Below are 24646 nucleotides of genomic sequence, written 5' to 3' on the forward strand. Positions count from 1 at the left end.
TGTTCCCTCCAAAAACGGTAGAGACTCCTGCAGAGTGCACAATACGTACGTTCTGCGCAAGTTCCGGGCGGACCATCAGATCGGCGGCCACGGGATGGCGGGCCAGTCGTCGGAGGGATGCGGGTGGACGCCGGTGGCCAGCAGTCTCTTGACCCGCTCCCAGGTCGCCTCCACCTCGGCCTGGGTCAGCAGCTCGCGCAGCCGCCGCCCGAGACGGCCCCGCTCGATCTCGCGCTCCAGCCGCTCCAGCACGTTGACCGCCTCGCGCGGCAGCGTCCTGCCCCGCCACTGCCACAGCACGGTGCGCAGCTTGTCGTCCACCGAGAAGCACACTCCGTGGTCGACGCCGTACACGTGGCCGTCCGGCAGCGGCAACAGGTGACCGCCCTTGCGGTCGGCGTTGTTCACCACCGCGTCGAAGACGGCCATGCGGCGCAGGGCGGGGTTGCGGCTGCGCATCAGGGTCATCAGGTCAGCGTCGGGATCGGCGTCGATCCACAGTTGCACCATGCCCGGGCCGAAGGGGCCGTCCCGGAGGACCGTCGGCGGCACGATGCGCCAGCCGGTGGCCGCCGCCACCTCGTAGGCGGCCACCTCGCGGGCCGCGAGCGTGCCGTCGGGGAAGTCCCACAGGGGCCGCTCGCCGCGCACCGGCTTGTACACGCACGCCGCCGCGTGCTCGCCGGTGGCGACGGAGCAGTAGAGCGTCATGTTCGTGGCCTCGACGAGTCGTCCGGCCACTTCTAAGGTGCCCTCCCGCAGCAGGCGCATCGCCGCCGCGTCATCCAGCCCTGTCCTGTCAGGTCCGGCTCTGTCCACGCCGCCGATGCTCGCCTCGTCCTCAGCCGTCATCCGGATCCCGCCGCGCGTGCGGCCCCGCCTCTCACAAGGACCTGCCTCTCACGCGGACAGCCCTCCGGGATGGTGGCCGTTGAGCCGTACGCAGATGTGGCCCTCCGGGTCGAGGGGCCGGCCGCACAACGGGCACGGAGGCCGGCCCGCGGCCACCACCTCCAGGGCCCTGCGGCTGAACGCGCGGGCGGCGGCGGCGCTGATCCGCACCCTGAGGACGGCGGGATCGGGCCGGTCGTCGGCCGGCGGCTCGTCCTCCTCGTCGCCCTCGCCCGCCTCCTGCGCCTCGATGACCACCTGGGAGGTCTCCGGGTCCCAGGCGAGCGCCATCGTCCCCACCCGGAAGTCCTCGTCGAGCGGCAGTTCGAGCGGCCCCTCGTCGGTCAGATCGGCGGGGGCGACGGCCGGGACCGGCGCGCGCCCGCCGCTGCGCCGCAGCACCTCGTCGAGCAGCTCGTCGAGACGGTCGGCCAGCACGGCGACCTGGAACTTCTCGAGCGCCACGGTGGTGATCCTGCCGTGGCCGCGGGCCTGCAGGAAGAAGGCTCGTGCGCCCGGTTGCCCAACGGCACCGGCCACGAACCTGTCAGGCGGATCGTAATCGAAGACCGGCATAGCCCGACCTTATGTGCTCCCTGCTCCGCCGCCGACGGCGGCGTCGCTTCCGGTGATGGTTTCTCCCCCGTCGTCCCGCGACGGAACCTCGGGCGGGGGCACCAGGTTGGCCACTCCCCCACCCACGTCGTTGGCCCTCAGCAGGAAGGGACGCAGCGGAGTGTAACGGATCACGGTGACGGAGGCGGGGTCGGCCGTGACGCGCTGGAACTGGTCCAGGTGCAGCCCCAGCGCGTCGGCCACGATCGCCTTGATGACGTCCCCGTGACTGCAGACGAGGTAGGTGGCCTTCTCGCCGAGCCGCTCGTTCCAGTCCCGTACGGCCCGCACGGCCCGGCTCTGCACCTCCGCCATGGCCTCTCCGGCGGGGAAGACCGCCGCGCTGGGATGGGCCTGCACGACCCGCCAGAGCGGCTCCTCGGCGAGCTCCTTCAGCGGCCTGCCGGTCCAGTCGCCGTAGCCGCACTCGCCGAACCTGTCGTCGTTCTGCACGGTGACCGGCCGGCCCTCGGCGATGGCGGCGGCCGTCTCGAGGCACCGGTCGAGCGGGCTCGACACGATCGCGTCCAGCTCCAGCGGCGCGAGCCGCTCGGCCACCGCGCGCGCCTGCTCCCGGCCGCGCTCGTCCAGGTGGACGCCGGGCGTCCAGCCCGCGAGCACCGGGCCGGTCAGGTCGGTCAGGCCGTGCCGTACGAGAAGGACGGTCGTCATGACTGGAGCACCCCCAGGTAGAGGAGGGTGAGGAGGAACGTTCCGGCGAAGACGCGGTAGACGACGAAGACGATCGTGGAGTGCCGCGCCACATAACGCAGCAGCCAGGCGATCGAGGCGTACCCGACCACGAACGAGACGACGGTGGCGATCAGCGTCGGCACGAGCGGCGGGCCGCCGCCGTCCCCGACGTCGCGCAGCTCGAACAGGCCCGACAGCACCACGGCCGGGATGGACAGCAGGAAGGAGTAGCGGGCCGCGGCCTCGCGGGTGTAGCCGAGGAACATCGCGCCGGTCATCGTGGAGCCCGAGCGGGAGGCGCCCGGGATCAGCGGCGCCATCTGCCACAGCCCCACGATCAGGCCGTCGCGCATGGTGAGGTCGGCGACCTCCTTCTTCTTCCTGCCGAACTGCTCGGCCGCGAGCAGCAGCAGGCCGAACGCGATCAGCATGGTGGCGTTGAGCCACAGGTTGCGGGCCGGGCCCTCGATCGCGTCCTTGAACAGCAGGCCGGCCACGCCGATCGGGATCGTGCCGAGCCCGATGTACCACCCCATGCGCGCGTCGAGGTCGCCCCGCAGCTCCGGCGTCCACAGGCTGCGCAGCCAGGTCCAGAGGATCCGGACGATGTCGCGCCAGAAGTAGAGCAGCACGGCCAGCATGGTGCCGAGCTGGATCACCGCGGTGAAGGCGGCGCCGGGGTCGCCCCAGCCGGCCAGCTTGGGCACGATCAGCAGATGGGCGGAGCTGGAGATGGGCAGGAACTCGGTGAGACCCTGCACGACTCCCAGCACGATGGCCTGTAGTACGTCCATGGTGCGGACAGCCTATCGGCTAGTCTGTCCGCACAATGGACCAGCGACTTGTCGGGCGCAGCGGGCTCTCGGTGTCCCGGATCGGGCTCGGCACGATGACCTGGGCCCGCGACACCTCCGCCGAGGAGGCGACCGCCCAGCTCACCGCGTTCGCCGAGGCCGGCGGCACGCTGATCGACACCGCCGACGTGTACGGCGGGGGCGACGCGGAGCGCCTGATCGGCCGGCTCATCCGCGACGTGGTGCCGCGCTCGGAGCTGGTGATCGCGACCAAGGCGGTCCTCACGCCCGGCGGCGAGCGCGACGCCTCCCGCCGTCATCTCATCCGCGCCCTCGACGCGTCCCTGGCCCGGCTCGGGCTGGAGGAGGTCGACCTCTGGCAGCTCCACGCGTTCGACGACCGGGTGCCGCTCGACGAGACGCTCGCGGCCGTCGACTTCGCCGTCTCGACCGGCCGCACGGCCTACGCCGGGGTGTGCGACTACACCGGCTGGCAGCTCGCCGCCGCCGCGACCTGGCAACGGTGCGGCGACGCGCGCGCCCCCCTCGTCGCGGCGCAGGCGGAGTACTCCCTGCTCGCCAGGGAGCCCGAGGAGGAGCTGATCCCCGCCGCCGCGCACGTGGGCGCCGGGCTGCTCGCCTGGTCGCCTCTGGGACGCGGCGTGCTGACCGGCAAGTACCGCACCGGGATCCCCGCCGACTCGCGCGCCGCCACCCCGCACTTCGCCGAGTTCGTACGGCCCTATCTCGACGAGCGGTGCCGCCGGATCGTGGAGTCGGTGACCACGGCGGCCGAGGGGCTCGGCGTTTCGCCGCTCGCCGTGGCGCTCGCCTGGGTGCGCGACCGCCCGGGCGTGTCGTCGGCCATCGTGGGCGCCCGCACCCACGCACAGCTCCTCGGCGTGTTGCAGGCCGAGGAGCTGACCCTGCCGTGGGAGATCAGGGAGGCCCTGGACGACGTGTCGGACGTCTCCGACCCCTGACCTGCCACGGACCGAACGAGAATCGTCTTCACGTATCACACATCGATACCGAACTGCAACTTTTTACTGCATAACCCCGCGCTCTGGCGAAGAGTGGCGGGTATGTCGGGAGACGGACCAGACGACCGCGGAAGGGGACACATGGGCACCGCACGCAAGGCCTCCGCCATTTCCGCCGGGGCTCTCACGATCGCCCTGGGCGGCGGGCTCCCCCTCGCCGCGTCCCCGGCATGGGCCGACTGCACCACCGGCGGCGGGCTGGTGTCGGGCCTCACCGGCGGCGTCTGCAACCTGGTGGACGGCGTGAGCCGCGTGGCGGACGGCGTCACCGACGTCGCGGACAAGGCCACCGGAGGGGCGACGAAGCCGGTCACCCAGGCCGTGGACGACACCGTGCAGACCGTCACCGGCGCCGCAGGCACGGCCGTGGACGACATCGGCAAGACGGTGGACGACACCGTCAAGGACACGGTGAAGGACACCGTGAAGACGGCGGGCGGCGCCGCCGGGGCGGCGTCGGACGCGGTGGGCTCGGCGGGCAGCGGAGTCACCGGTGGCGTGACCGGAGGCGGCTCGGGAGGCTCGTCGTCCGGGAGCGCCCCCGCTCCCGTGCAGGACCTCACCGACGGGCTGAACCAGACGATCCAGGACACCTGCCTGCCCCTGGTGGCCGGCGAGCGCTGCGCGGACGGCGGCGAGACGGGCGCCGGGGACGACGAGAACGGCCGGAAGCGCCGCCCTGCCGGGACCGCCGGCCACTCGGCGCGGCCGAAGGCCTCGCACGCCCCCGAGGGCGCCCTCCCGACGGAGCCGTACCGGCCGGGCCCGGCCGTCGAGGGCGGCCGGACGCCGGTCGCGCCCTCCCGCCCCGTCGTGGACCCGGACGCGGACGGCCTGATCCCTCTCCTGTGGCCCGGGCAGAAGATGCCCGAGATGCCGTGGCTGCCCGGCAGGGTCACCGGCGCGCCCCTGCGGGACCAGCGGCCGTACGACGCCGTGGGGACGGCCCTCACGGCGGCGCTGCTGCTGTCGGCGGTGCTCGCCACCCGGGTCGTCTCGGCGCGCCGGGCCCGCGCCGGGCAGCAGGAGCCGCAGGAGTCGATCCCGTTCGAGGGCGGCCTGCGACTGCCCGACCGGTCGGGCCGCCACCGGCTCGCCTGAGCGCGCCCTTCGCCGTCAGACGCCCATCGCGTGGACGCCGCCGTCCACGTGGACGATCTCGCCGGTCGTGGCGGGGAACCAGTCGGACAGCAGCGCGACGCACGCCTTGGCGGCGGGGGCGGTGTCGGTCAGGTCCCAGCCGAGCGGCGCGCGCTCCGGCCAGGAGTCCTCGAACTCCTGGAACCCGGGGATGCTCTTGGCCGCCATCGTGCGGAGCGGGCCGGCGGCGACGAGGTTGACCCGGATGCCGTGCCTGGCCAGGTCGCGCGCCAGGTAGCGGGAGCACGACTCCAGACCGGCCTTGGCGACGCCCATCCAGTCGTAGACCGGCCACGCCTTGGTCGCGTCGAAGTCCAGGCCGACGACCGCGCCGCCCTCCTTCATCAGCGGCAGGCAGGCGACGGCGAGCGACTTGAACGAGAACGTCGAGACGTGGATCGCCGTGGCGACGTCCTCCCACGAGGTGTTGAGGAAGTTGCCCCCCAGGCAGGACTGCGGGGCGAAGCCGATGGAGTGGACGACCCCGTCCAGCCCGTCGAGGTGCTCGCCGACGCGGTCGGCGAGCGTGTCGAGGTGGTCGGTGTCCTGCACGTCGAGTTCGATCACCGGCGGCGGCTCGGGCAGCCGCTTGGCGATGCGCTCGACCAGGCTGAGGCGGCCGTAGCCGGTCAGCACGACCCGCGCGCCCTCCTCCTGGGCCAGCCTGGCGACGTTGAAGGCGATCGACGAGTCGGTGAGGACCCCCGTGACCAGCAGCCGCTTACCGTCCAGCAAACCCATGTCCTGCTCCGCTCAGTTAGTGCTCAGTGACCCGGCGACCCAGTGGCCCAGCGCCCCAGTGCCCCAGTGGCTTGACGGCTCAGTGGCCCATGCCGAGGCCGCCGTCGACGGGGATGACCGCCCCGGTGATGTAGGAGGCGTCGTCGCTCGCCAGGAACCTGACGACCCGCGCGATCTCCTCCGCGTGCGCCTGCCGTCCGAGCGGGATGCTCTTGCGGATCTGCTCCTGCTGCGCCTCGTCGAGCACCGCGGTCATGTCGGTCTCCACGAACCCGGGCGCCACGACGTTGACCGTGATGCCGCGCGAGCCGAGCTCGCGGGCGAGCGAGCGGCCGAAGCCGACCAGCCCGGCCTTGGAGGCGGCGTAGTTCGTCTGGCCGGCCGAACCGGAGAGGCCGACGACGGAGGAGATCAGGATGACGCGCCCGCGCCGCATCCGCAGCATGGGCCGCACGGCCCGCTTGGCGACACGGTAGGCGCCGGTCAGGTTGGTGTCGATGACGTCGGTGAAGGTCTCTTCCTTCATCATCGGCAGCAGGGTGTCCTTGGTGATCCCGGCGTTGGCGACGACCACCTCGACCGGGCCGTGCTCGGCCTCGGCCTTCTCGAAGGCGGCGTCGACGTCGGCGGCTCTCGTCACGTCGCAGCGGACCCCGAACAGGCCCTCCGGGGGCTCTCCGGAACGGTAGGTGACGGCGACGGCGTCTCCCGCGGCGGAGAGCTCACGAGCGATCGCGAGGCCGATACCGCGGTTTCCACCGGTGACGAGAACAGAACGAGCCATGCAACCGACCGTATCGGCTACCCGACGGTAACCGCTTGTCCGCAGGACACAAGATCACAGGGCTAGGATCGTGGACATGCGCCAGATCGACCCGGACTTCCTCGCCCTGCCACTGCGGCGGCTGGCGGACGCGGCCCTGCAACGCGCCCGTGACCTGGGCGCCGAGCACGCCTCCTTCCGTCTCGAACGGGTGCGCGCCGAGACGCTGCGCCTGTTCGACGCCCGCCTGGAAGGGTCCTCCGACGCCGACGACCTCGGGTTCGCCGTACGGGTGATCAAGGACGGCACCTGGGGCTTCGCGTCCGGCATCGAGCTGACCGCGGAGGCGGCGGCGCGCGCCGCCGAGGAGGCCGTGCGGGTGGCGGCCGTCAGCGCGCCGATCAACCGCGAGCCGGTCGGGCTCGCCCCCGAGCCGGTGTACGACGACGTGACCTGGGTGTCGGCCTACGACGTCGACCCGTTCGACGTGCCGCTGGCGGACAAGACGGCGCTGCTCGCGGAGTGGTCGTCCGGCCCGCTCGGCCGGGCCGACCACGTCTCCGCCTCGCTCATGCAGGTCAAGGAGCAGAAGTTCTACGCCGACTCGGCGGGCACGGTGACCACCCAGCAGCGTGTGCGGCTCCACCCCGTGGTGACGGCGATGAAGACCGACGGCGACCGGTTCGACGACATGCGCACGCTCGCGCCGCCGGTCGGCCGGGGGTACGAGTACCTCACCGGCGCCGGCTGGGACTTCCCCGCCGAGCTGGCCGAGCTGCCCGACCTGCTGGACGAGAAGCTCAAGGCGCCCTCGGTGGAGGCCGGACGGTACGACCTGGTGGTCGACCCGTCCAACCTGTGGCTGACCATCCACGAGTCGATCGGGCACGCGACCGAGCTGGACCGGGCGCTCGGATACGAGGCGGCCTACGCGGGCACCTCGTTCGCCACGTTCGACCAGCTCGGCAGCCTGCACTACGGCTCGCCCGTGATGAACGTGACCGGGGACCGCACGGTCGAGCACGGCCTCGCCACCGTCGGCTGGGACGACGAGGGCGTCGCTGGCCAGTCGTTCGACATCGTCCGGGAGGGCACGCTGGTGGGCTACCAGCTCGACCGCCGGATGGCGCTGCTGAAGGGCCTCGGCAGGTCGAACGGCTGCGCCTTCGCCGACTCCCCCGGGCACATGCCGATCCAGCGGATGGCGAACGTGTCGCTCCAGCCGGCCCCGGACGGCCCGTCCAGCGAGGAGCTGATCTCCCGGGTGGAGCGCGGCGTCTACATCCTGGGCGACAAGAGCTGGTCGATCGACATGCAGAGATACAACTTCCAGTTCACGGGGCAACGGTTCTACCGCATCGAGAACGGCCGGCTGGCCGGGCAGCTCCGCGACGTGGCCTACCAGGCGACCACCACGGACTTCTGGCGTTCCATGGAGGCCGTGGGTGGCCCCGGGACGTACGTTCTCGGCGGCGCCTTCAACTGCGGCAAGGGCCAGCCGGGCCAGGTCGCGCCGGTCAGCCACGGCGCCCCGGCGGCGCTGTTCCGCGGCGTACGGATCCTCAACACCGTCCAGGAGGGTGGCAAGTGAGCGACCATTTGAGCGACGGGGTGAGCAGCGGGGTGACCACACCGCAGGAGACGGTGGAGCGGGCGCTCGCGCTGAGCGAGGCCGACGGCTGCGTCGTCATCGTGGACGAGGGGTCGACCGCCAACCTCCGGTTCGCCGGAAACACGCTGACGACCAACGGCGTCGCCCGCTCCTCGCGGCTCACCGTGATCTCCGTGGTGGGCGCGGGGGTCGGGGTCGTGTCGCGCTCCGCCGTACGGGACGGGCAGCTCGCCGACGTGGTGGCGGCGGCCGACCGCGCCGCCCGCGAGGCCCGCCCGTCGGAGGACGCGCGGCCCCTGGTGGAAGCGGACGCGGCGGGCTCGGCGGGCGCGGGCTGGGACCGGCCCGTGGAGCCGACGTCCATCGACGTCTTCGGCGAGTTCGCCCCCGCGCTCGGCGAGGCGTTCGCCGCCGCCGACGCCTCGGGGCGCAAGCTGTACGGCTTCGCCGAGCACATCGTGACCTCCACCTTCGTCGGCTCGTCCACCGGCCTGCGGCTGCGCCACGACCAGCCGACCGGCCGGCTGGAGCTGAACGCCAAGTCGGCGGACCTGGCGCGTTCGGCCTGGACGGGCGTCTCCACCCGCGACTTCGCCGACGTGGACGTGGCCGCGCTCGACGCCACGCTCACCCGGCGGCTCGACTGGGCCAAGCGGCGGATCGACCTGGAGCCGGGGCGTTACGAGACGGTCCTGCCGCCGACGGCGGTCTCCGACCTGATGATCTACCTGTACTGGTCGTCCGGCGCGCGCGACGCCGCCGACGGGCGGACGGTGTTCTCCCGGCCGGGTGGCGGCACGCGGGTCGGCGAGCGGCTGTCGCCGCACCCGATCTCGCTCTACAGCGACCCGGCCCACGCCGGGATCGCGTGCACGCCGTTCGTGGTCGCGCACGCCTCCGGCCGCGAGCAGTCGGTCTTCGACAACGGCATGCCCCTCGGCCGCACCGAGTGGATCAGTGACGGCACGCTGGCCAACCTGGTGCAGACCCGGCACTCGGCGGAGCTGACCGGCCTGGCCGCGACCCCGCAGATCGACAACCTGGTGATGGAGGGCCCGGCGGGCGGCCGCTCGCTGGAGGAGATGGTCGCCTCGACCGAGCGGGGACTGCTGCTGACCTGCCTGTGGTACATCCGGGAGGTCGACCCGCAGTCGCTGCTGCTGACCGGGCTGACCAGAGACGGGGTGTACCTGGTCGAGAACGGCGAGGTCGTCGGCGAGGTCAACAACTTCCGGTTCAACGAGTCGCCGGTGGACCTGCTCGGCCGCCTGACCGAGGTCGGCGCGAGCGTGCCCACGCTGCCCCGCGAGTGGGGCGACTGGTTCAACCGCGCCGTCATGCCGCCGGTCCGCGTGCCCGACTTCAACATGTCGACGGTCAGCCAGGCGAGCTGAGCCCGCCTGCCCTGCCGCTCCGTTCGACTCTGATCGGCGTTGTTCGACGCTATTCGGCGTCTTCGAGGCGGAAGCCCACTTTCATGCCGACCTGGAAGTGGGCCACCTCGCCGTCCACGATGTGGCCGCGTACCTCGGTCACCTCGAACCAGTCCAGGTGCCGCAGCGTCCGCGCGGCCCGCTTGACGCCGTTGCGGATGGCCTGGTCGACGCTCTCCTCCGAGGTGCCGACTATCTCGGTCACCCGATAGGTGCGATCCGACATCACGTCCTCCTGCCTGTGCCTGTCCGCGTGATCGTAACCCCCCCGCGGACGTCCCCCCGCTCCCTTCGGGGTCTACCGTGGAAAACGTGAATCCATGGCGCTGGTTCAGAAAAGACCGCCCGGTCGTTCACCAGGTGACGGACGCGCAGCCCTCCCTGTCCAACGACATCCGCAAGCGTGAGATCAGTTATCTCATCAAGATGGGCATCCGGATCGTCTGTCTCATCCTGGCCGTCGCGGTCCCCTCCCCCTGGCCTGTCAAGGCCCTCTTCGTCGCCGGGGCGGTTCTTTTGCCGTACGTTGCCGTTCTCGGGGCCAATCAGAGAGGTCACGAGCCCCCACCGCGCATGGACTTGACCTCGCCTAACCAAAACGAGATACCACGGCATCGACGCGAGATCGGGTCGTGACAAAGTCTTGACGCAACCCATGGGTTGGAGGTGTACAGTTTAGCCAAGCGCTCTGGTCCCCCGTCGGAGCGCTAGTGCCGGCGTTCCGGGCCCCCGTCGGAACGCCGATGAAGCGACGCCGGGTGGTTTGCCCCCGTAACCACCCGGCGTCGCCCTTTTCCAGGATCTTTCCCTTTCCGGCTTTCTCCGGCCTGCGATGTTTGCTATGTGCACCCTTTTCGCCCGGCGACCGGAAAGCGCCCGTTCCCGCGCCACTTACGGGGGTCAGTCGCCCAGGGTCTCGGCGGTCTCCTTCGCCCAGTCCTTCGCCATCCGCGACAGCCGCCCGGCGGCCTCCGGCCCGGCGGTGCCGGCTCCCTGCGCGAGCCCGAGCAGGTAGGCGGTCAGCGGCGCGGCCGGCCGCGCCACGCCGTGCGCGACATCCCTGGTGAGGTCGAGCACCAGAGTCCGGTCCACCTGGGCGGGGTCGACGCCGAGTTCGCGGCAGACCCGGGCCGTCCACTCCTCCAGCACGTTCACGCGCGCTCCCTTCGTTCGCCGGCCCGGACACGGGCCGCGCGGAGATCCTCGATGCTGTCGCAGTCGAACCACGGCGGCGCCGCCCCCGCCGCCAGGCGCACCGGCACCGGCGTGAGCGGGCCGAGCAGCCCCCGCAGCGACCGGCCCTCGTACGCGCCCAGCGCGGCCCGCAGCGCGGCCGTCCGCCAGGCTCCGGCGAGCCACTGCTCCCGGCCCGTGTCGTCGACGAGCACCGCCCCCGCCGCACCGGCCGAACCACCGCCCTCGCGCAGCGCGGCCAGCAATTCGGCGACGTGGGCGGCCTCGAGGAACGGCAGGTCGGCGGCGAGCAGGACGACCGACGGAGACGTCACCTCGGCGAGCCCGGCGCGCAGCGCGGGGACCGGCCCGCCGCCCGGCGGGTCCTCCCTGGTGAAGACCACTCCGGGCAGGTCCCTGGGCGGGCCCGCGACGATCACGGCGCGGGCCGCGCGGACCGCCGCCACCACCCGCTCGACGAGCGGCACCCCGCCGACCAGCGCGCCCGGTTTGTCCGCGCCGCCGAGCCTCTCGGCCCGGCCGCCCGCGAGGATCACCGCGTCGTACGGCTGACCGCCGCCGGCCTCGCCTGCGCCGGACTGGCCTGTGCCGGACTCTTCTGTGCCGGACTCTTCTGTGCCGGACTCTTCTGTGCCGGATAGCCGCACGGAGACCCCCGGTCAGCCGCCGATGGCCGACATCGGCCGGGCCGGCTGGAGGAAGGCGGAGTCGTCGATGCCGTGCCCGGCCTTCTTGCCCCGCACCGCTGCGACCCAGCGCGCCGCCAGGTCGTCGTCGGAGGCGCCCGAGCGCAGCGCCGTACGCAGGTCGGACTCCTCGGTGGCGAACAGGCAGTTGCGCACCTGGCCGTCCGCGGTGATCCGCACGCGGTCGCAGGCACCGCAGAACGGGCGGGTGACCGAGCCGATCACGCCGACCCTCCCGGGCCCCCCGTCCACCAGGAACAGCTCGGCGGGAGCGCTGCCGCGCTCGCGCGGGTCGTCCTCCGTGAGGTCGAAGGAGTCCTTCAGCAGCCCGAGGATCTCGTCGGCCGTCACCATGTCGTCGCGGCGCCAGCCGTGCTGGGCGTCGAGCGGCATCTGCTCGATGAAGCGCAGTTCGTATCCCCGGTCGAGGCAGTGACGCAGCAGCGGCACGGCGTCGTGCTCGTTGATCCCCCGCATCAGCACCGCGTTGACCTTGACCGGCGTGAGCCCGGCGGCGGCCGCCGCCGCGAGGCCGTCCAGCACGTCGTGCAGGCGGTCGCGATGGGCGAGCCGGGCGAACACCTCCCGGTCGAGCGTGTCGAGCGAGATGTTGACGCGGTCGAGCCCCGCCTTCGCGAGCGGCTCGGCGAGCCGGGCGAGGCCGATGCCGTTCGAGGTCAGCGACACCTGCGGACGCGGGCGCAACGCGGCGGCGGCGGTGACGATGTCCACGAGCTCGCGTCTGAGCAGCGGCTCGCCGCCGGTGAAGCGGACCTCCCGGATGCCCAGCCGCTCCACGCCGATCCGCACCAGGCGGACGACCTCCTCACCGGTGAGCAGGTCGGGCTTGGGCAGCCAGTCGAGGCCCTCGGGCGGCATGCAGTACGCGCACCGCAGGTTGCACCGGTCGGTCAGCGACACTCGCAGATCGGTCGCGACCCGGCCGAAGGAGTCAACCAGCACAAAGGACCTCCGTCATCAGAGCCACCAGCCTAAGCCCTGCCGTCACGACGACGACAACCTCCGTTCCGCCGCCGCGATTCCCCGGGAGGCCGGATACGCCCCGCCGCCGCAGGGGGCAGACTGGGGGGATGGAGACGATCGCTCTCGAAGCACGCGTACGCGAACTGCTGGAACGCGCGCGCGGAACCTCCGGCGGCCGCGCCGCGGAGACCCTGTACGGCGGCCACGAGCACGCGCTGCGCCAGACGCTGCTCGCTCTCACCGCCGGCGCCGGCCTCGCCGAGCACGAGAGCCCGGGTGAGGCGACCCTGCTGGTGCTGCACGGTCATGTACGGCTGAGCAGCGGCGACGCCTCCTGGGAAGGGCGGTCCGGTGATCTGCTGGCCATCCCCGGCGCCCGGCACGCGCTCGACGCCGTCGAGGACAGCGCGGTCCTCACCGTCGTCAAAGGCCCCTGACCGCACTCGTCCGCAGTGCTCCGGCCCTCGGATCGGGGATCGAAGAGGACCGGAGGTCCACCCCGTCCGGGAGCGCGTCAGACGCCCTGGAGGACCCATCCCAGGGCGGCCAGCGACAGGACCTTCACGATCTCCAGCGCGACGTACCACAGGTGGGCCCGCGACCGCGTCCGCGCGGGGTCCTCGCCCGCGAGGACCCGGTCGGACCTGCGGTTCAACGGCGGGCGTACGAGCACGAGCTGGATCACCAGGACGGCCGCGGCGACGGCGGTGAGCACCACCACGATGGTGGCGGGCGACCCGATCACGACCGCCGCGATCACGACCGTGCCGATCACGACCGCCGCCAGCACCGCCTCGGCGGCGTTCAGCGCGCGGAAGACGAGGCGGCCGATGCCCAGGCCGATCGGGACCGTCACCCCCGGCGCGCGGAACTTCAGCGGCGCCTCCAGGAACGAGATCGCCAGCACCATCCCCAGCCAGACGAAGGTGGCGGCCGCGGCCACGGCCGCCGAGGTGTGGTTCATCGTGCGCCTTCCCGTCGTCCGGCCGCGGGGCCGGAATTCGTCGTACCGCGTCGCCTCCCGTGTCGCCCCATCGCGGCATGATCCGGCCTGGAGGGGTAGGGCGGCAACCGGCTTTCCGCCGCCGGCGATGCCTGACGGCGATGCCGGTGACGACGATGCCGACGACGACCGCCGATAATTCGGTTGGGATTCCCGCATGACGCCCGGCACAGTGGATCTCGGTACGGATCCCGGTGTGGATCTCGACCGAGGAGGAGAACCACGATGCCGAAGCACATCGCCCCCAAGGTACTGTCCTGGGCGAGCGAGATCGACGACGGGACGACTGTCCAGGCCGCCCGCGCGGCGCGCCTGCCGTTCGTGCCGGGGCACGTCGCGCTCATGCCGGACGCGCACGTGGGCATCGGCGCGACGGTCGGCTCCGTCATCCCCACCGAGGGCGCGATCATTCCGTCCGCCGTCGGGGTGGACATCGGCTGCGGCATGGTCGCGACCGAGACCACGCTCACCGCCGCCGACCTGCCCGACTCGCTCGATCCGCTGATGCGGCTGGTGGAGCGGCGCATCCCGGCGGGGGTGGGCAAGGGGCACGCCGACCGCGCGGTGGACCGCGCCCTCGGCGAGCTGGGCCGGCCGCACACCGGTCTCACGCCCAAGCAGGAGACCACCGTGGCCTGCCAGTTCGGGACCCTCGGGTCGGGCAACCACTTCGTGGAGGTCTGCCTCGACGAGCGCGACCGGGTGTGGACGGTCCTCCACTCGGGCTCGCGCGGCATCGGGAACCAGCTCGCGACCGCGCACATCAAGGGCGCGAAGCAGCTCATGCGACGCATGGAGATCGGGCTGGAGGACCCCGACCTCGCCTACTTCACCCAGGGCACCCCGGAGTTCACGGCGTACGTCGAGGACATGCTGTGGGCGCAGCGGTACGCGATGGCGTCGCGGGCGCGAATGGACCGGGTGCTGGGCGAGGCGCTCTTCCGGGTCGTCGGCTCCGGCTCCCGGGTCCGGACCATCAACTGCCACCACAACTTCACCCAGATGGAGACCCACGAGGGCAGGGATCTGTGGATCACCCGTAAGGGGGCGATCAAGGCGGACACCGGGGACGAGGGCGTGATCCCGGGCTCGATGGGCACCCGCTCCTACATCGTCCGCGGGCGCGGCAACCCGCTGTCGTACAACTCGTGCTCCCACGGCGCGGGGCGCCGGATGTCGCGGTCCCGGGCCAAGCGCGAGCTGTCCGCGGCGTCGCTGCGGGAGGCGATGCGCGGCCGGACCTGGAACGCCGACCGGGCCGCCGCCCTGGTCGACGAGCACCCCGAGGCGTACAAGCCCATCGACCAGGTGATGGCGGACCAGAAGGACCTCGTCGAGGTCCGGCACACACTGCGCCAGGTGTTCAACTACAAGGGATGAACCTGGGGGCGCGACCGTGATACCGACCGTGATACCGACCGTGCGGCCACCGGCTCGCGGGGGACGGCCGCGCCCACGGGCCGCAGTACGAAGCCGCTGGTCACCCTGGCCGGGATCCGGTACGGCGAGACGGTGAGGTCCTGCGGAGGCAGGGTGTAGTCCAGCCGGGCCAGCCGGGGCGCGAGCGCCTCCAGCAGGCCCACGGCGACCGGCTCCCCCGGGCACCGGTGCCCGGCCGCCGGATCGCCCCCACCCTGCGGGATCAGGTCGTACGGCCCGATCTCCCGCCCGACGAACCGCTGCGGGTCGAACGAGCACGGGTTCGGCCAGAGGGCGGGGTCGTGGTTCTGCCCCCAGACGTCCAGCAGCACGAGCCAGTCGGCCAGGATCGGCTCGCCCTTCCAGGTGAGGTCCTTGACCGCCTTCCCCGCGACGAACGGGACGAAGGGATAGAAGCGCCGCACCTCATGCGCGAACGCCTCGGCGTAGGTGCCGTCCAGGTCGTCGTTCATGCGGACCCGGGTGACCGGCCAGTAGTGCATGGCGTGCGCGGCGAACGTGAGGAACCAGGCCACGGCGACGGTGGGACGCACCAGGTTGAGCAGTTCGACCGCCGCGAGCCGGGGCGCGAGCGGCTCCCCGTCGGGCTCCCGGTGGAAGGCGACCGCGCCGAGCGCGTTCGCGGGCGCCGAGGTGGGTGGCACCCGCGAGCTTCCGCGCCGCACCTCCTCGACGATCTCCGCGAGCCACGCCTCCCGCCGGGCCCGGGCGCCGCGGGCCCGCCAGTGCCGGGCGCCGGGCGAGCCGAAGCCGTCGACCATCGCGACCAGGTCCGCGGCGAGCGGGCCGGCCTCCTCCTCACCGAGGGGGATGCCCGCCCAGCGGCACACCCCCGTGGTCAGGACGCGCGCGGCCTCGTCGAAGAGCACGACCTCTCCCCTGCCGGGCCACGTCGCCACCGCCTCGTCCCAGGCCGCGGTGGTCTCCCGTACGAGGGAGGCGACGCTCTCGGGGGTCATCAGCCCCATGAACAGGGCCTTGCGCGCCCGGTGCGCGGCCTGGTCGAGACTGTGCACGGCTCCGTGGCCGAACAACGTGCTCTTGATCGGCTCGGGCAGCGCGGGGGCGCGCTGGACGTGGTTGTCGTCGTAGAAGAAGCGGACGGCGTCGGGACCGCGCAGCACCACGGCGCGCTGGCCGAGGAGGCGGGTCCGGATCATCTCCCCTTGGGCCTCCCGCCACCGGGCCGGCAGCCAGGAGTAGCCCTCTAGCAGCAGAAGCAGCGTGGTGTCAAACAGCGCCATATGTCCTGACTGCCCGCACTCGTCCCGGAGAAACGATCCCGCCGTACGGACCCTGCGACGGGGTCCGTACGGCGGGCACGAGACGATCAGCTCTTCACGCAGGTGCGGTTGTTCAGCGTGAACGCGGCCGGATCGGGGTTGGCCCCCGTCTGCCTGCCTGTGAAGCCGATCAGGACGGACTTGCCGGGATCGATCACCTTGTTCCAGCTCAGGTTCACGGCGGTGACGTCCTTGCCCGACTGCGACCAGGTGGCCGAGTAGCCCTGGGCGACCTTCTGTCCCGCGTCGGGGAAGGCGAAGCGCAGCGTCCAGCCGCTGACGGCGGACGAGCCGGTGTTGGTGATCTTCACACGGGCCGTGAAACCGCCGGGGAAGCTCCAGGAGCCGTACTCGACCTTGCAGGTGGCCGGGGGCGAAGTCGAGACCGAGGGTGAGGCCGGCGGTGATGCCGGGGGCGAGTTCGTCCCGGGGTAGCCTCCGGACGCGATCACGTCGATCGGGTCGGAGGGGAGGCTGAGGTTGCCCGCGGCGTCCCTGGCCACGATGACGTAGGTGTACGTCTGGCCGGTGACGAGGTTGCCCTCGAGGAAGTTCCAGGTGCCCGCGGGCTTGGTGCCCACGAGAATCCAGGCGGTGTCCGTGCGCCGGTAGATGTCGTAGGCGGCGACGCCGACGTCGTCGGTGGACTCCGACCAGCACAGCGACGTGCCGCGGAAGTCGGGCAGGCAGTTGGCCCGGAGGCCGGCCGGCTTGCTCGGCGGGGTCGTGTCCCCGGCGACGGGGGTCGGCGACACGGACGTGCCCGTGACCGCCGGGGTGCTGATGGGCGGGGTGACGTCCGTTCCCCCGGTCCCGCTCGCGACCGGCCGCGGAGCCGCGTGGTCCGCGAACACGGCGGCGTTCACCGGTGGCGCGCTCACCGCGAGGACGGGCGGCGCGGCGACGTTGGCCGCCAGCAGTGCGACGGCTGCGGCGCCCGCCGCCGTCCACGCGACCGGCCACGAAAGTCTGGGCACGTTCTCACCTCTTCGTCGGCGAAGATCGGCTTATGACATCGCCCGGATCATCCGGCGGCCCGGCACGGCCGTCAAAGAATCACTCGCCCGCTCCGCGTTCACCACCGGTCGCACCGGCAGCTAACGTGCAACTTTCACTCCCCTGTCACCAGGGCGACCGGACGAGCCCCTGCAGCAGCAGGCCCGTCAGCGCCTGCGCGGCGAGCAGGCGGCGGTCCCCCACACGACCGGCCGCGGCGGTGAGCCACAGGGCGTAGGGCAGCCAGATGCGCTCCACCTCGCCCCTGGTGACTCCGCTGAGGTCGAGGGCCAGCACCGCGACGAGCGCGGCCACGGGCAGCACCCGCCCCGCCGACGGCCCTGCGGACAACCGGGGCGCGGTGAGCCCGGCGGCGGTGGCGGGTCCCGTGACCAGGGCGAGCACGGCCAGGTTGGCGAACAGGAAGTACAGGTACGGCCGGGCCGCCCCGGGATCGGCCGCCCACTCGGCGTGCGTGGCGGCGACCCCGTCGGGCCACCAGAAGCCTCCGGCGGCGAACAGCGCGCTCACCGCGGCCATCCCGGCCAGGCAGGCGAGCACCGCCGCCCGCGCCGCCCTCACCCCCGTGCCGCCCAGCACGACGGCTGCCGCGACACACGGGATGAGCAGGTACGGCACCAGGCCGTAACTCAGGTACGGCAACGCGCCCAGCGCCGTCCCCGCGCCGAGCCCGAGCGCGATCCGGCCCGCCCGCCCGCGCGCCCGGGGTCCGCCAGCCCGGAATCCGTCCTCCGGCAGCGCGAGCAGCAGCAGCGCCGTCCCCCACGCCCCCACCCCCGCGAAGAACGCGTCCATCGTCGTCGCGATCCACACCGCCGCCGGAGACAGGGCGAGGTACGGCAGCGCGCGCCGGGCCGCCTCCTCTCCCGAGACGCGCCGCACCGCCAGCCCGATCGCGACCGTGGCCGAGCATCCGACGGTGACGACGAATACAGCGGCCCAGAACGGTCCCGGCAGCCCGACCGCGTCCAGTGCCCACAGCACCAGCACCGGAAGCGGCGGGTGTCCCCGCACGTGCGTCGGGTAGGCCGGCAGGTCGCGGGTGAACCCGGCCAGCCAGCCGAGCGGGTCGTCGCCCACCACCCCCAGCACGGCCAGGTACTCCTGGGGATGGGTGAACGGCCACGCCAGTCCCTCCCCGGACACCGCCAGCAGGACGGTCCACGCGAGCGACACGCCGAAGGCCGCCGCGAGCGCCGCCCGCAGGGGCAGGTGCGCGGTCAGCCGGGGCAGCACGGGCACCGCGACGGCGGCGAGCACGGCCGCCGGAACGAGCGCGGCCATGCTCGCCGCCGTGGGCCGCCGGGCGAGCGCGTGCAGCGGCGGCAGATGGTCGATGGACAGCACCCCGCGCGCGTGCAGCACCCCGCCTGCCGCGAACGCGCCCGCCACCAGACCGGCCCAGGCCACCGGCAGGCCCCGTCGTGTGATCACGACCCACAGGCTAGGCACACCGGAGCGGTGGGCCCCGTCACGTAGTCACTTCGTAAGAACTGAGCGACCCGGGCGGCCCTACCGTCTGCGGAATGGAGATCGATGTGGTGCTTCCCTGCCTCGACGAGGCGGAGGCCCTGCCCTGGGTTCTCGGTCGGATGCCGGACGGCTGCCGGGCCATCGTGGTCGACAACGGGTCCACCGACGGGTCGGCCGAGGTCGCCGCCCGGCACGGCGCGCTCGTCGTGACCGAGTCCGTTCCCGGCTTCGGCTCCGCCTGCCACGCGGGTCTCGCGGCCGCGACCGCGCCCGTCGTCTGCTTCATGGACGCGGACGCCTCGCTCGACCCGCGACAGTTGCCGTACGTCGCGGAGAGCGTGCTGGACGGCACCGCCGACCTGGTGCTGGGCCGCCGCCGGCCCGTCACCCGCGGGGCGTGGCCCGCCCACGCCCGCTTGGGCAACCGGCTGCTGGCCTGGCGGCTGCGCCACCGCACCGGCGCGTCGCTGCACGACCTCGGGCCGATGCGCGCGGCCCGCCGTACGGCGCTGCTCGGCCTGGGCCTGCGGGACCGCCGGTTCGGCTATCCCCTGGAGATGGTGCTCCGGGCGAGCGAGGCGGGCTGGCGCATCGGGGAGGTCGAGGTCGACTACCTGCCGCGCGTGGGCCGGTCCAAGGTCACCGGCACCGTTCTCGGCACCGCGCGGACGGTGCGCGACATGTGGCGGGCGGCGGCGTGACATCCGTCGCGACACAGTTCCCCCCGCAGAGCCCTCCACAGATCTCCCCGCAGGTCATCGTCATCGCCAAGGAGCCCCGGCCGGGGAGGGTCAAGACGCGGCTGACCCCGCCCTACACGCCCAGCCAGGCCGCCGTGCTCGCGGAGGCGGCGCTGCGCGACACGCTGGCGGCGGTCGCCGCCGCTCCGGCGGCACGCCGGGTGCTGGCCCTGCTCGGCGAGGCCGGGCCCTGGCTGCCCGCCGGGTACGACGTGGTCCCGCAGCGGGGGGACGGCCTCGCGGAGCGGCTGACTCACGCCTTCGACGACGCCCGGAGCGCCTGCCCGGCGCCGGCCGTGCTGATCGGCATGGACACTCCGCAGGTCACCCCGGGCCTGCTGGCCGAGGCGGGACGGCTGCTGGACGGGCACGACGTCGTGGTCGGCCCGGCCGCGGACGGCGGGTTCTGGCTGCTCGGGCAGCGCGAACCCGATCCCGCGCTGCTCTCCGGGCTGCCGATGTCGCGCTCCGACACGGGAGCCCTGCTGCTCCGCCGGATCCGGGAGGCGGGTCTGCGGACCGCCCTGCTGCCCGAGCTGACCGACGTGGACACCGCCGCCGACGCCCGCGCGGTGGCCGAGCGGGCCCCCTCCTCACGGTTCGCGGCGGTGCTGGCGAGCCTCGGCGCGGGCGTCCCGGCGTGATCGGCCCCCTCTACGCCGAGTCGCTGGACGGCGCACGGATCGACGTCGAGGCGGCCGACGGCAGGACGTGGCCGCTGGAGTCGTGGCGCTGGCTCGACGGCGCCGAAGGGGACGAGGCCATGCTGGCCCGCTGCGGCGACCCCACGCTCGACGTGGGCTCCGGCCCCGGGCGGCTCACAGTGGCGCTGACCCGGCGCGGGGTGGGGGCGCTCGGCATCGACGTCACGCCCCGGGCCGTCCGCCTCACCCGCCTGGCCGGCGGGCGGGCCCTGTGCCGTGACGTGTTCGGGCACGTGCCGGGCGGCGGGCGCTGGGCGACGGTGCTGCTGGCCGACGGCAACATCGGCATCGGGGGGGACCCCGAGGCCCTGCTGCGGCGGGCCCGCGAGCTGCTGCGGCCCGGTGGCGAGGTGGTCGCCGAGCTCGGCCCTCCCGGCACCGCCACCCGCTCGGAGCGGGTCAGGCTGCGCCGGGACGACACGGTCACCGGGTGGTTCGCCTGGGCCCGCGTCGGGGCGGACGGCATCGGCCCGCTCGCCCGGCGTACGGGCTTCGGCCGCGCGGAGGTGTGGACCGAGGCGGGACGCTGGTTCTGCGTCCTCGGCTGAGAGTTCCCCCAGAACGCAGGCTCGTGGCTCAGGCGGCGACGACGCCGGCGCCCGTGGCGGCGAGGAGCAGGACGTCGATCCCCGCGGCGGCGATCGCGGCGGCGAAGGGCGCCCTGGGCAGGCGCCGGCCGAGCGCCAGACCGGCCGCCGCGCACCCGGCCACCCCGGCGAGGGCGAGCCACTCCGCCGGGCCGGGCGGGCCAGGCGGTGCGACGACCAGCAGCAGGGACGCCGCCAGCGGCGGCACCGGCATCAGCGCCCTGACCCGGGCCTCGCCGAGCCGCTGGGGCCAGCCCCGCACGCCCGTCGCCAGGTCCGTCGCGATGTCGGGCAGCACGTTGCCGAGGTGCGCTCCGCAGCCGAGCAGCGCCGCCGCGAGCACGGCCCACCACGCGGGCAGGGGCGGGCCGTCATGGTGGGCCGGCATGCCCCCCGCCACGAACACCGGCACGGCGCCGAACCCGATCGCGTACGGCGCCCACGACGCGGCCGTGCCCTTCAGCCACAGGTTGTAGGCCCAGGCCGCGGCGACGGCGAGCAGGTGCGCCGCGGCCGGCAGCGGCCCGCAGGCGAGCGAGAGCGGCACGCACGCCGCCAGCGCCGTGAAGGCCGCGGCGCGCACCGTGCCCGCGGTCACCAGGCCGGCGACGATCGGCTTGCCGGTCCGCCCGGCCGCGGCGTCCCTGGCGGCGTCCACGGCGTCGTTGCACCAGCCCACCGAGAGCTGGCCGGTCAGCACGGCGAGCGCCACCGGCGCCGCCCCCGCGAGGCCGCGCCCGGCGAGCACCACGAGCGCCGTGACCAGAACCGTGACCGCGACGGCCGGGCCCGGATGGCACGCGCGGGCCAGCCCGGCCACCTGCCGCGGCCCGTCGCCGGGGAGTGCTCTGGAGCAGGTCATCGTGACGAGCGTAACCGGATGATCCGGGTTGGGAGGTATGTGAGCCGCCTGGACGGGCAAGAGTGCAGGTAGTTTCCTCCGCCAGCCAGTGGGATGTGAGATGACGCGGATCGCGGCCGTCCATGGTGTCCTTCCTCCCCATCGCCACTCCCAGAAGGAGATCACGGACACGCTGGCGCGGGTCTGCCTCCCTCCGGGCGCCGACCGCCGGCTCCTCGACCGGCTGCACGCGAGCGCGCGGGTGGAGCACCGCAACCTCGTGCAGCCGCTCGACCGGTACGGCAAGCTCGACGGCTTCGGCATGGCCAACGACCTGTTCATCGAGGCCGCCCTCGACCTGGGCGCGGAGGCCGTGACCGGCGCGCTCGACGCCGCCGGCCTCACCCCGGCGGACGTCGACATGATCATGTGCACCTCGGTCACCGGCGTCGCCGCGCCGTCCCTGGACGCCCGGCTGGCCAACCGCATCGGGCTGCGTCCCGACGTGAAGCGGGTGCCGGTGTTCGGCCTCGGCTGCGTGGCGGGGGCGGCGGGCATCGCCCGGCTGCACGACTACCTGCGCGGGTGGCCCGGCCATGTGGCGGTGCTGCTCTCGGTCGAGTTGTGCTCCCTCACCCTCCAGCGCGACGACTCCTCCACGGCCAACCTCGTCGCCGGCGCGCTGTTCGGTGACGGCGCCGCCGCCGTGGTCGCGTACGGCGACGACCGTGACATCCCCGGCCGTGACATCCCTGAGCTCCCCGGGGGACGGCCGGACCCGGCCGTCGTCGCCACCCGCAGCCGCCTCTACCCCGGCTCGGAACGGGTGATGGGGTGGGACGTCCGCGACAGCGGGTTCCGGGTCGTCCTCGACGCCGGGGTGCCCGACGTGGTGCGCACCCACCTCGCCGGAGACGTGGGCGGGTTCCTCGGCGACCACGGCCTGGACGTCGGCGACATCACCGCGTGGGTGTGCCATCCCGGCGGCCCCAAGGTGCTGGAGGCGGTCGCGGAGACGCTCGCGCTGCCGGAGGGCGCGCTCGACCTCACCTGGCGCTCGCTCGCCGCCATCGGCAACCTGTCGTCCGCGTCCGTGCTGCACGTGCTGCGGGACACCCTGGCCCTGCGGCCACCACCGCCGGACACCCCGGGGATGCTCCTGGCGATGGGCCCGGGATTCTGCTCCGAGCTCGTTCTGCTGCGCTGGTGAATGCACTGGTGAAGGGGGGCCGGCGGGAGCCGGCCGGGAGGGATGGAGGGGACCGATGTCGCCCTGGTACGCGGTGCTCGTCGCGCTCGTCGGCGTGGAGCGCCTCGCGGAGCTGTTCGTGGCGCGCCGCAACGCCCGCTGGAGCATGGAGCGCGGCGGGGTGCTGTACGGCGCCGGGCACTATCCCTGGATGGTGGCCCTGCACACCGGCCTGCTCGCCGGGTGCCTGCTGGAGGCGGCGCTGGCGGACCGGCCGTTCGTCCCGGCCCTGGGCTGGCCGATGCTGGCGCTCGTCCTGGCCGCGCAGGGGCTGCGCTGGTGGTGTGTCACGAGCCTCGGCCACCAGTGGAACACCCAGGTCATCGTCGTGCCCGGCCTGCCGCTCGTGACGCGTGGGCCGTACCGGCTCGGGTGGCTGCGGCACCCCAACTACGTCGCCGTGGCGGTGGAGGGCGCCGCCCTGCCGCTCGTGCACTCCGCGTGGCTGACCGCACTGGCCTTCACCCTGCTCAACGTCCCGCTCATGGTCGTCCGCCTGCGGTGCGAGAACGCCGCTCTCGCGACCGCCGCCCCGGCCGCCGCTCCCGGTTCCCTGCGGCACGCTCAGTGATCGACGTACTGGTGGCCGGAGGCGGGCCGGCGGGGCTGGCCACGGCCATCCACGCGGCGCTGGCCGGCCTGGAGACGGTCGTGGTCGAGCCGCGGGCCGTCCCGGTCGACAAGGCGTGCGGGGAGGGTCTGATGCCCACCGGCGTCGCCGCCCTCGCCGGTCTGGGGATCGACCCCAAGATCGCGCTGCCGGAGAGCAGGCCGTTCCTGGGCATCCGCTACGTCGACGGGCGGCACCGGGTGCAGGCGGAGTTCCGGGACGGCACCGGGCTCGGCGTGCGGCGCACCGCGCTGCACGCGGCCCTGGCCCTGCGCGCCCGGGAGGCCGGAGTCCGGGTGGTCTCCGGGCGGGTCGCCGGCGTGCGCGCCGGTGACGACGACGTGCACGCGCGGGTGCCGCCCTCCGGTGGCGTCCCGGGCGGTCTCGATCTGCGGGCGCGGTGGCTGGTCGCGGCGGACGGCCTGCACTCGCCGATCAGGGCGTCCCTCGGGCTGGACCTGCCCGCGGGCGGCCCCCGCCGGTACGGCCTGCGCCGCCACTACCGGGTGACGCCGTGGACCGACTTCGTGGAGGTGCACTGGGCGCCGGACGGCGAGGCGTACGTCACCCCGGTGGGCGACGACCTCGTCGGCGTGGCCGTGCTGAGCGGCGAGCGCCGGGGATACCACGAGCACCTCGCGGCGTTCCCGGACCTGCTCGCCCAGCTGGACGGGCCGCCCGCCACCCCGGTGCGCGGAGCCGGGCCGCTGCGCCAGCGGGTCCGCCGGCGGGTGGCCGGGCGGGTCCTGCTCGTGGGCGACGCCGCGGGCTACGTGGACGCGCTCACCGGCGAGGGCCTGTCGCTCGCGCTGCTGTCGGCCCGCGCGCTGGTCGGCTGCCTGCGCGCCGGCCGACCCGAGGAGTACGAGGCCGCCTGGCGGCGCCTGTCGCGGCGGTCCCGGCTGCTCACCGCCACGCTGCTGGAGGCGCGGCGGCACCCCCCGGCGGCCCGGATGATCGTGCCGGCCGCCCGGCGGTTGCCGGTGCTGTTCCGCGCCGCCGTCCGATCGCTCGCCTGAGCGGCCCGGGAAAGCGGCCCGTGGGATAAATCGGGACATAGCGCAATTTGTCCATGGCCGGAATTCACAGTTCGCGAACGCCCGTTTTTAG

General features: G+C 73.6%; 28 protein-coding genes. 13 read left to right on the forward strand and 15 right to left on the reverse strand.

The features are described from left to right. Positions 1-75: 75 nt before the first annotated feature. The 4 genes from Mam01_RS12805 to Mam01_RS12820 are packed head-to-tail and all read right to left on the reverse strand — an operon-like array spanning position 76 to position 2993. Positions 76-852 (reverse strand): SCO1664 family protein, encoded by a 777-nt coding sequence (locus Mam01_RS12805; RefSeq protein WP_150934700.1) that lies wholly within the window; start codon positions 850-852, stop codon positions 76-78. 48 nt (positions 853-900) lie between these two features. Continuing rightward, the gene (locus tag Mam01_RS12810; RefSeq protein ID WP_204285573.1) at positions 901-1467 is read right to left on the reverse strand and encodes a DUF3090 domain-containing protein; all 567 of its coding nucleotides are present in this window, start codon (positions 1465-1467) and stop codon (positions 901-903) included. Between the two features lie 9 nt (positions 1468-1476). Further along, positions 1477-2178, reverse strand: coding sequence for a histidine phosphatase family protein (locus tag Mam01_RS12815; protein ID WP_204285574.1), 702 nt, complete (start codon positions 2176-2178; stop codon positions 1477-1479). Next, positions 2175-2993, reverse strand: coding sequence for an undecaprenyl-diphosphate phosphatase (locus tag Mam01_RS12820; RefSeq protein WP_117409430.1), 819 nt, complete (start codon positions 2991-2993; stop codon positions 2175-2177). Before Mam01_RS12820 ends, Mam01_RS12815 begins: the two co-directional genes overlap by 4 nt. A gap of 35 nt (positions 2994-3028) precedes the next feature. Here Mam01_RS12820 and Mam01_RS12825 point away from each other — a divergent pair, with 35 nt between their 5' ends. Further along, on the forward strand, positions 3029-3976 hold the full coding sequence (locus tag Mam01_RS12825; protein ID WP_204285575.1) for an aldo/keto reductase: 948 nt from the start codon (positions 3029-3031) through the stop codon (positions 3974-3976). A 141-nt stretch (positions 3977-4117) separates the two neighbouring features. Beyond that, the gene (locus Mam01_RS12830; protein WP_204285576.1) at positions 4118-5137 is read left to right on the forward strand and encodes a hypothetical protein; all 1020 of its coding nucleotides are present in this window, start codon (positions 4118-4120) and stop codon (positions 5135-5137) included. 15 nt (positions 5138-5152) lie between these two features. Here Mam01_RS12830 and fabI read toward each other — a convergent pair whose 3' ends face one another. After that, positions 5153-5917, reverse strand: coding sequence for an enoyl-ACP reductase FabI (gene fabI / locus Mam01_RS12835; protein WP_150934695.1), 765 nt, complete (start codon positions 5915-5917; stop codon positions 5153-5155). A 79-nt stretch (positions 5918-5996) separates the two neighbouring features. Then, entirely contained in the window at positions 5997-6701 is a 705-nt protein-coding gene (locus Mam01_RS12840; RefSeq protein ID WP_150934694.1) for a beta-ketoacyl-ACP reductase, read from the reverse strand. A gap of 76 nt (positions 6702-6777) precedes the next feature. On the opposite strand from Mam01_RS12840, the gene Mam01_RS12845 reads away from it, so the two are divergent. Together Mam01_RS12845 and Mam01_RS12850 are read left to right on the forward strand one after the other, a co-directional pair. Next, complete coding sequence (locus tag Mam01_RS12845) at positions 6778-8271, forward strand: TldD/PmbA family protein (protein WP_204285577.1); 1494 nt, start codon at positions 6778-6780, stop codon at positions 8269-8271. Then, complete coding sequence (locus Mam01_RS12850; protein WP_239101260.1) at positions 8268-9686, forward strand: metallopeptidase TldD-related protein; 1419 nt, start codon at positions 8268-8270, stop codon at positions 9684-9686. Before Mam01_RS12845 ends, Mam01_RS12850 begins: the two co-directional genes overlap by 4 nt. 49 nt (positions 9687-9735) lie before the next feature. Here Mam01_RS12850 and Mam01_RS12855 read toward each other — a convergent pair whose 3' ends face one another. Beyond that, positions 9736-9951, reverse strand: a complete 216-nt coding sequence (locus tag Mam01_RS12855; RefSeq protein ID WP_204285578.1) for a dodecin — start codon at positions 9949-9951, stop codon at positions 9736-9738. Positions 9952-10037: 86 nt separating this feature from the next. Between Mam01_RS12855 and Mam01_RS12860 the strand changes: the two genes are divergently transcribed. After that, positions 10038-10361 (forward strand): DUF3099 domain-containing protein, encoded by a 324-nt coding sequence (locus Mam01_RS12860; RefSeq protein WP_204285579.1) that lies wholly within the window; start codon positions 10038-10040, stop codon positions 10359-10361. Positions 10362-10625: 264 nt separating this feature from the next. Here the strand turns inward: Mam01_RS12860 and Mam01_RS12865 are convergent, their stop codons facing one another. The 3 genes from Mam01_RS12865 to moaA are packed head-to-tail and all read right to left on the reverse strand — an operon-like array spanning position 10626 to position 12568. Further along, complete coding sequence (locus Mam01_RS12865) at positions 10626-10880, reverse strand: DUF6457 domain-containing protein (RefSeq protein WP_204285580.1); 255 nt, start codon at positions 10878-10880, stop codon at positions 10626-10628. Then, complete coding sequence (mobA, locus tag Mam01_RS12870) at positions 10877-11566, reverse strand: molybdenum cofactor guanylyltransferase (protein ID WP_204285581.1); 690 nt, start codon at positions 11564-11566, stop codon at positions 10877-10879. Before mobA ends, Mam01_RS12865 begins: the two co-directional genes overlap by 4 nt. 12 nt (positions 11567-11578) lie before the next feature. Beyond that, the gene (gene moaA, locus Mam01_RS12875) at positions 11579-12568 is read right to left on the reverse strand and encodes a GTP 3',8-cyclase MoaA (protein WP_204285582.1); all 990 of its coding nucleotides are present in this window, start codon (positions 12566-12568) and stop codon (positions 11579-11581) included. A gap of 128 nt (positions 12569-12696) precedes the next feature. Between moaA and Mam01_RS12880 the strand changes: the two genes are divergently transcribed. After that, positions 12697-13026, forward strand: a complete 330-nt coding sequence (locus Mam01_RS12880) for a cupin domain-containing protein (RefSeq protein WP_204285583.1) — start codon at positions 12697-12699, stop codon at positions 13024-13026. A gap of 77 nt (positions 13027-13103) precedes the next feature. Here Mam01_RS12880 and Mam01_RS12885 read toward each other — a convergent pair whose 3' ends face one another. Next, positions 13104-13553: a hypothetical protein gene (locus tag Mam01_RS12885; RefSeq protein ID WP_204285584.1), complete on the reverse strand. Its 450-nt coding sequence runs from the start codon at positions 13551-13553 to the stop codon at positions 13104-13106. 264 nt (positions 13554-13817) lie between these two features. Here Mam01_RS12885 and Mam01_RS12890 point away from each other — a divergent pair, with 264 nt between their 5' ends. After that, complete coding sequence (locus Mam01_RS12890; RefSeq protein ID WP_204285585.1) at positions 13818-14972, forward strand: RtcB family protein; 1155 nt, start codon at positions 13818-13820, stop codon at positions 14970-14972. Here Mam01_RS12890 and Mam01_RS12895 read toward each other — a convergent pair. From Mam01_RS12895 to Mam01_RS12905, 3 genes are all read right to left on the reverse strand, one after another. Beyond that, entirely contained in the window at positions 14960-16276 is a 1317-nt protein-coding gene (locus Mam01_RS12895) for a cytochrome P450 (protein ID WP_204285586.1), read from the reverse strand. The genes Mam01_RS12890 and Mam01_RS12895 overlap by 13 nt on opposite strands. Positions 16277-16362: 86 nt before the next feature. After that, positions 16363-17292, reverse strand: a complete 930-nt coding sequence (locus Mam01_RS12900; RefSeq protein WP_204285587.1) for a cellulose binding domain-containing protein — start codon at positions 17290-17292, stop codon at positions 16363-16365. Between the two features lie 145 nt (positions 17293-17437). Continuing rightward, positions 17438-18766, reverse strand: coding sequence for a hypothetical protein (locus Mam01_RS12905; RefSeq protein WP_204285588.1), 1329 nt, complete (start codon positions 18764-18766; stop codon positions 17438-17440). Between the two features lie 92 nt (positions 18767-18858). Between Mam01_RS12905 and Mam01_RS12910 the strand changes: the two genes are divergently transcribed. The 3 genes from Mam01_RS12910 to Mam01_RS12920 are packed head-to-tail and all read left to right on the forward strand — an operon-like array spanning position 18859 to position 20797. After that, complete coding sequence (locus tag Mam01_RS12910; protein ID WP_204285589.1) at positions 18859-19506, forward strand: glycosyltransferase family 2 protein; 648 nt, start codon at positions 18859-18861, stop codon at positions 19504-19506. Then, complete coding sequence (locus tag Mam01_RS12915; protein WP_239101261.1) at positions 19503-20189, forward strand: TIGR04282 family arsenosugar biosynthesis glycosyltransferase; 687 nt, start codon at positions 19503-19505, stop codon at positions 20187-20189. The genes Mam01_RS12910 and Mam01_RS12915 overlap by 4 nt, the downstream gene beginning before the upstream one ends. Then, entirely contained in the window at positions 20186-20797 is a 612-nt protein-coding gene (locus Mam01_RS12920) for a methyltransferase domain-containing protein (protein WP_204285590.1), read from the forward strand. The genes Mam01_RS12915 and Mam01_RS12920 overlap by 4 nt, the downstream gene beginning before the upstream one ends. Before the next feature lie 28 nt (positions 20798-20825). On the opposite strand, the gene Mam01_RS12925 is transcribed toward Mam01_RS12920, so the two are convergent. Then, entirely contained in the window at positions 20826-21698 is an 873-nt protein-coding gene (locus tag Mam01_RS12925; RefSeq protein WP_204285591.1) for a UbiA family prenyltransferase, read from the reverse strand. A gap of 100 nt (positions 21699-21798) precedes the next feature. Here Mam01_RS12925 and Mam01_RS12930 point away from each other — a divergent pair, with 100 nt between their 5' ends. From Mam01_RS12930 to Mam01_RS12940, 3 genes are read left to right on the forward strand one after another with little or no spacing between them, the layout of a single operon-like run. Further along, positions 21799-22887, forward strand: coding sequence for a type III polyketide synthase (locus Mam01_RS12930; RefSeq protein ID WP_204285592.1), 1089 nt, complete (start codon positions 21799-21801; stop codon positions 22885-22887). A 55-nt stretch (positions 22888-22942) separates the two neighbouring features. Continuing rightward, positions 22943-23497, forward strand: a complete 555-nt coding sequence (locus Mam01_RS12935; protein WP_204285593.1) for an isoprenylcysteine carboxyl methyltransferase family protein — start codon at positions 22943-22945, stop codon at positions 23495-23497. Further along, on the forward strand, positions 23494-24555 hold the full coding sequence (locus Mam01_RS12940) for an NAD(P)/FAD-dependent oxidoreductase (RefSeq protein ID WP_204285594.1): 1062 nt from the start codon (positions 23494-23496) through the stop codon (positions 24553-24555). Before Mam01_RS12935 ends, Mam01_RS12940 begins: the two co-directional genes overlap by 4 nt. The last annotated feature ends 91 nt before the right edge of the window (positions 24556-24646 follow it).

Origin of the sequence: Microbispora amethystogenes (genome assembly GCF_016863015.1) — a bacterium.
In the GTDB taxonomy this organism is placed as follows: domain Bacteria; phylum Actinomycetota; class Actinomycetes; order Streptosporangiales; family Streptosporangiaceae; genus Microbispora; species Microbispora amethystogenes.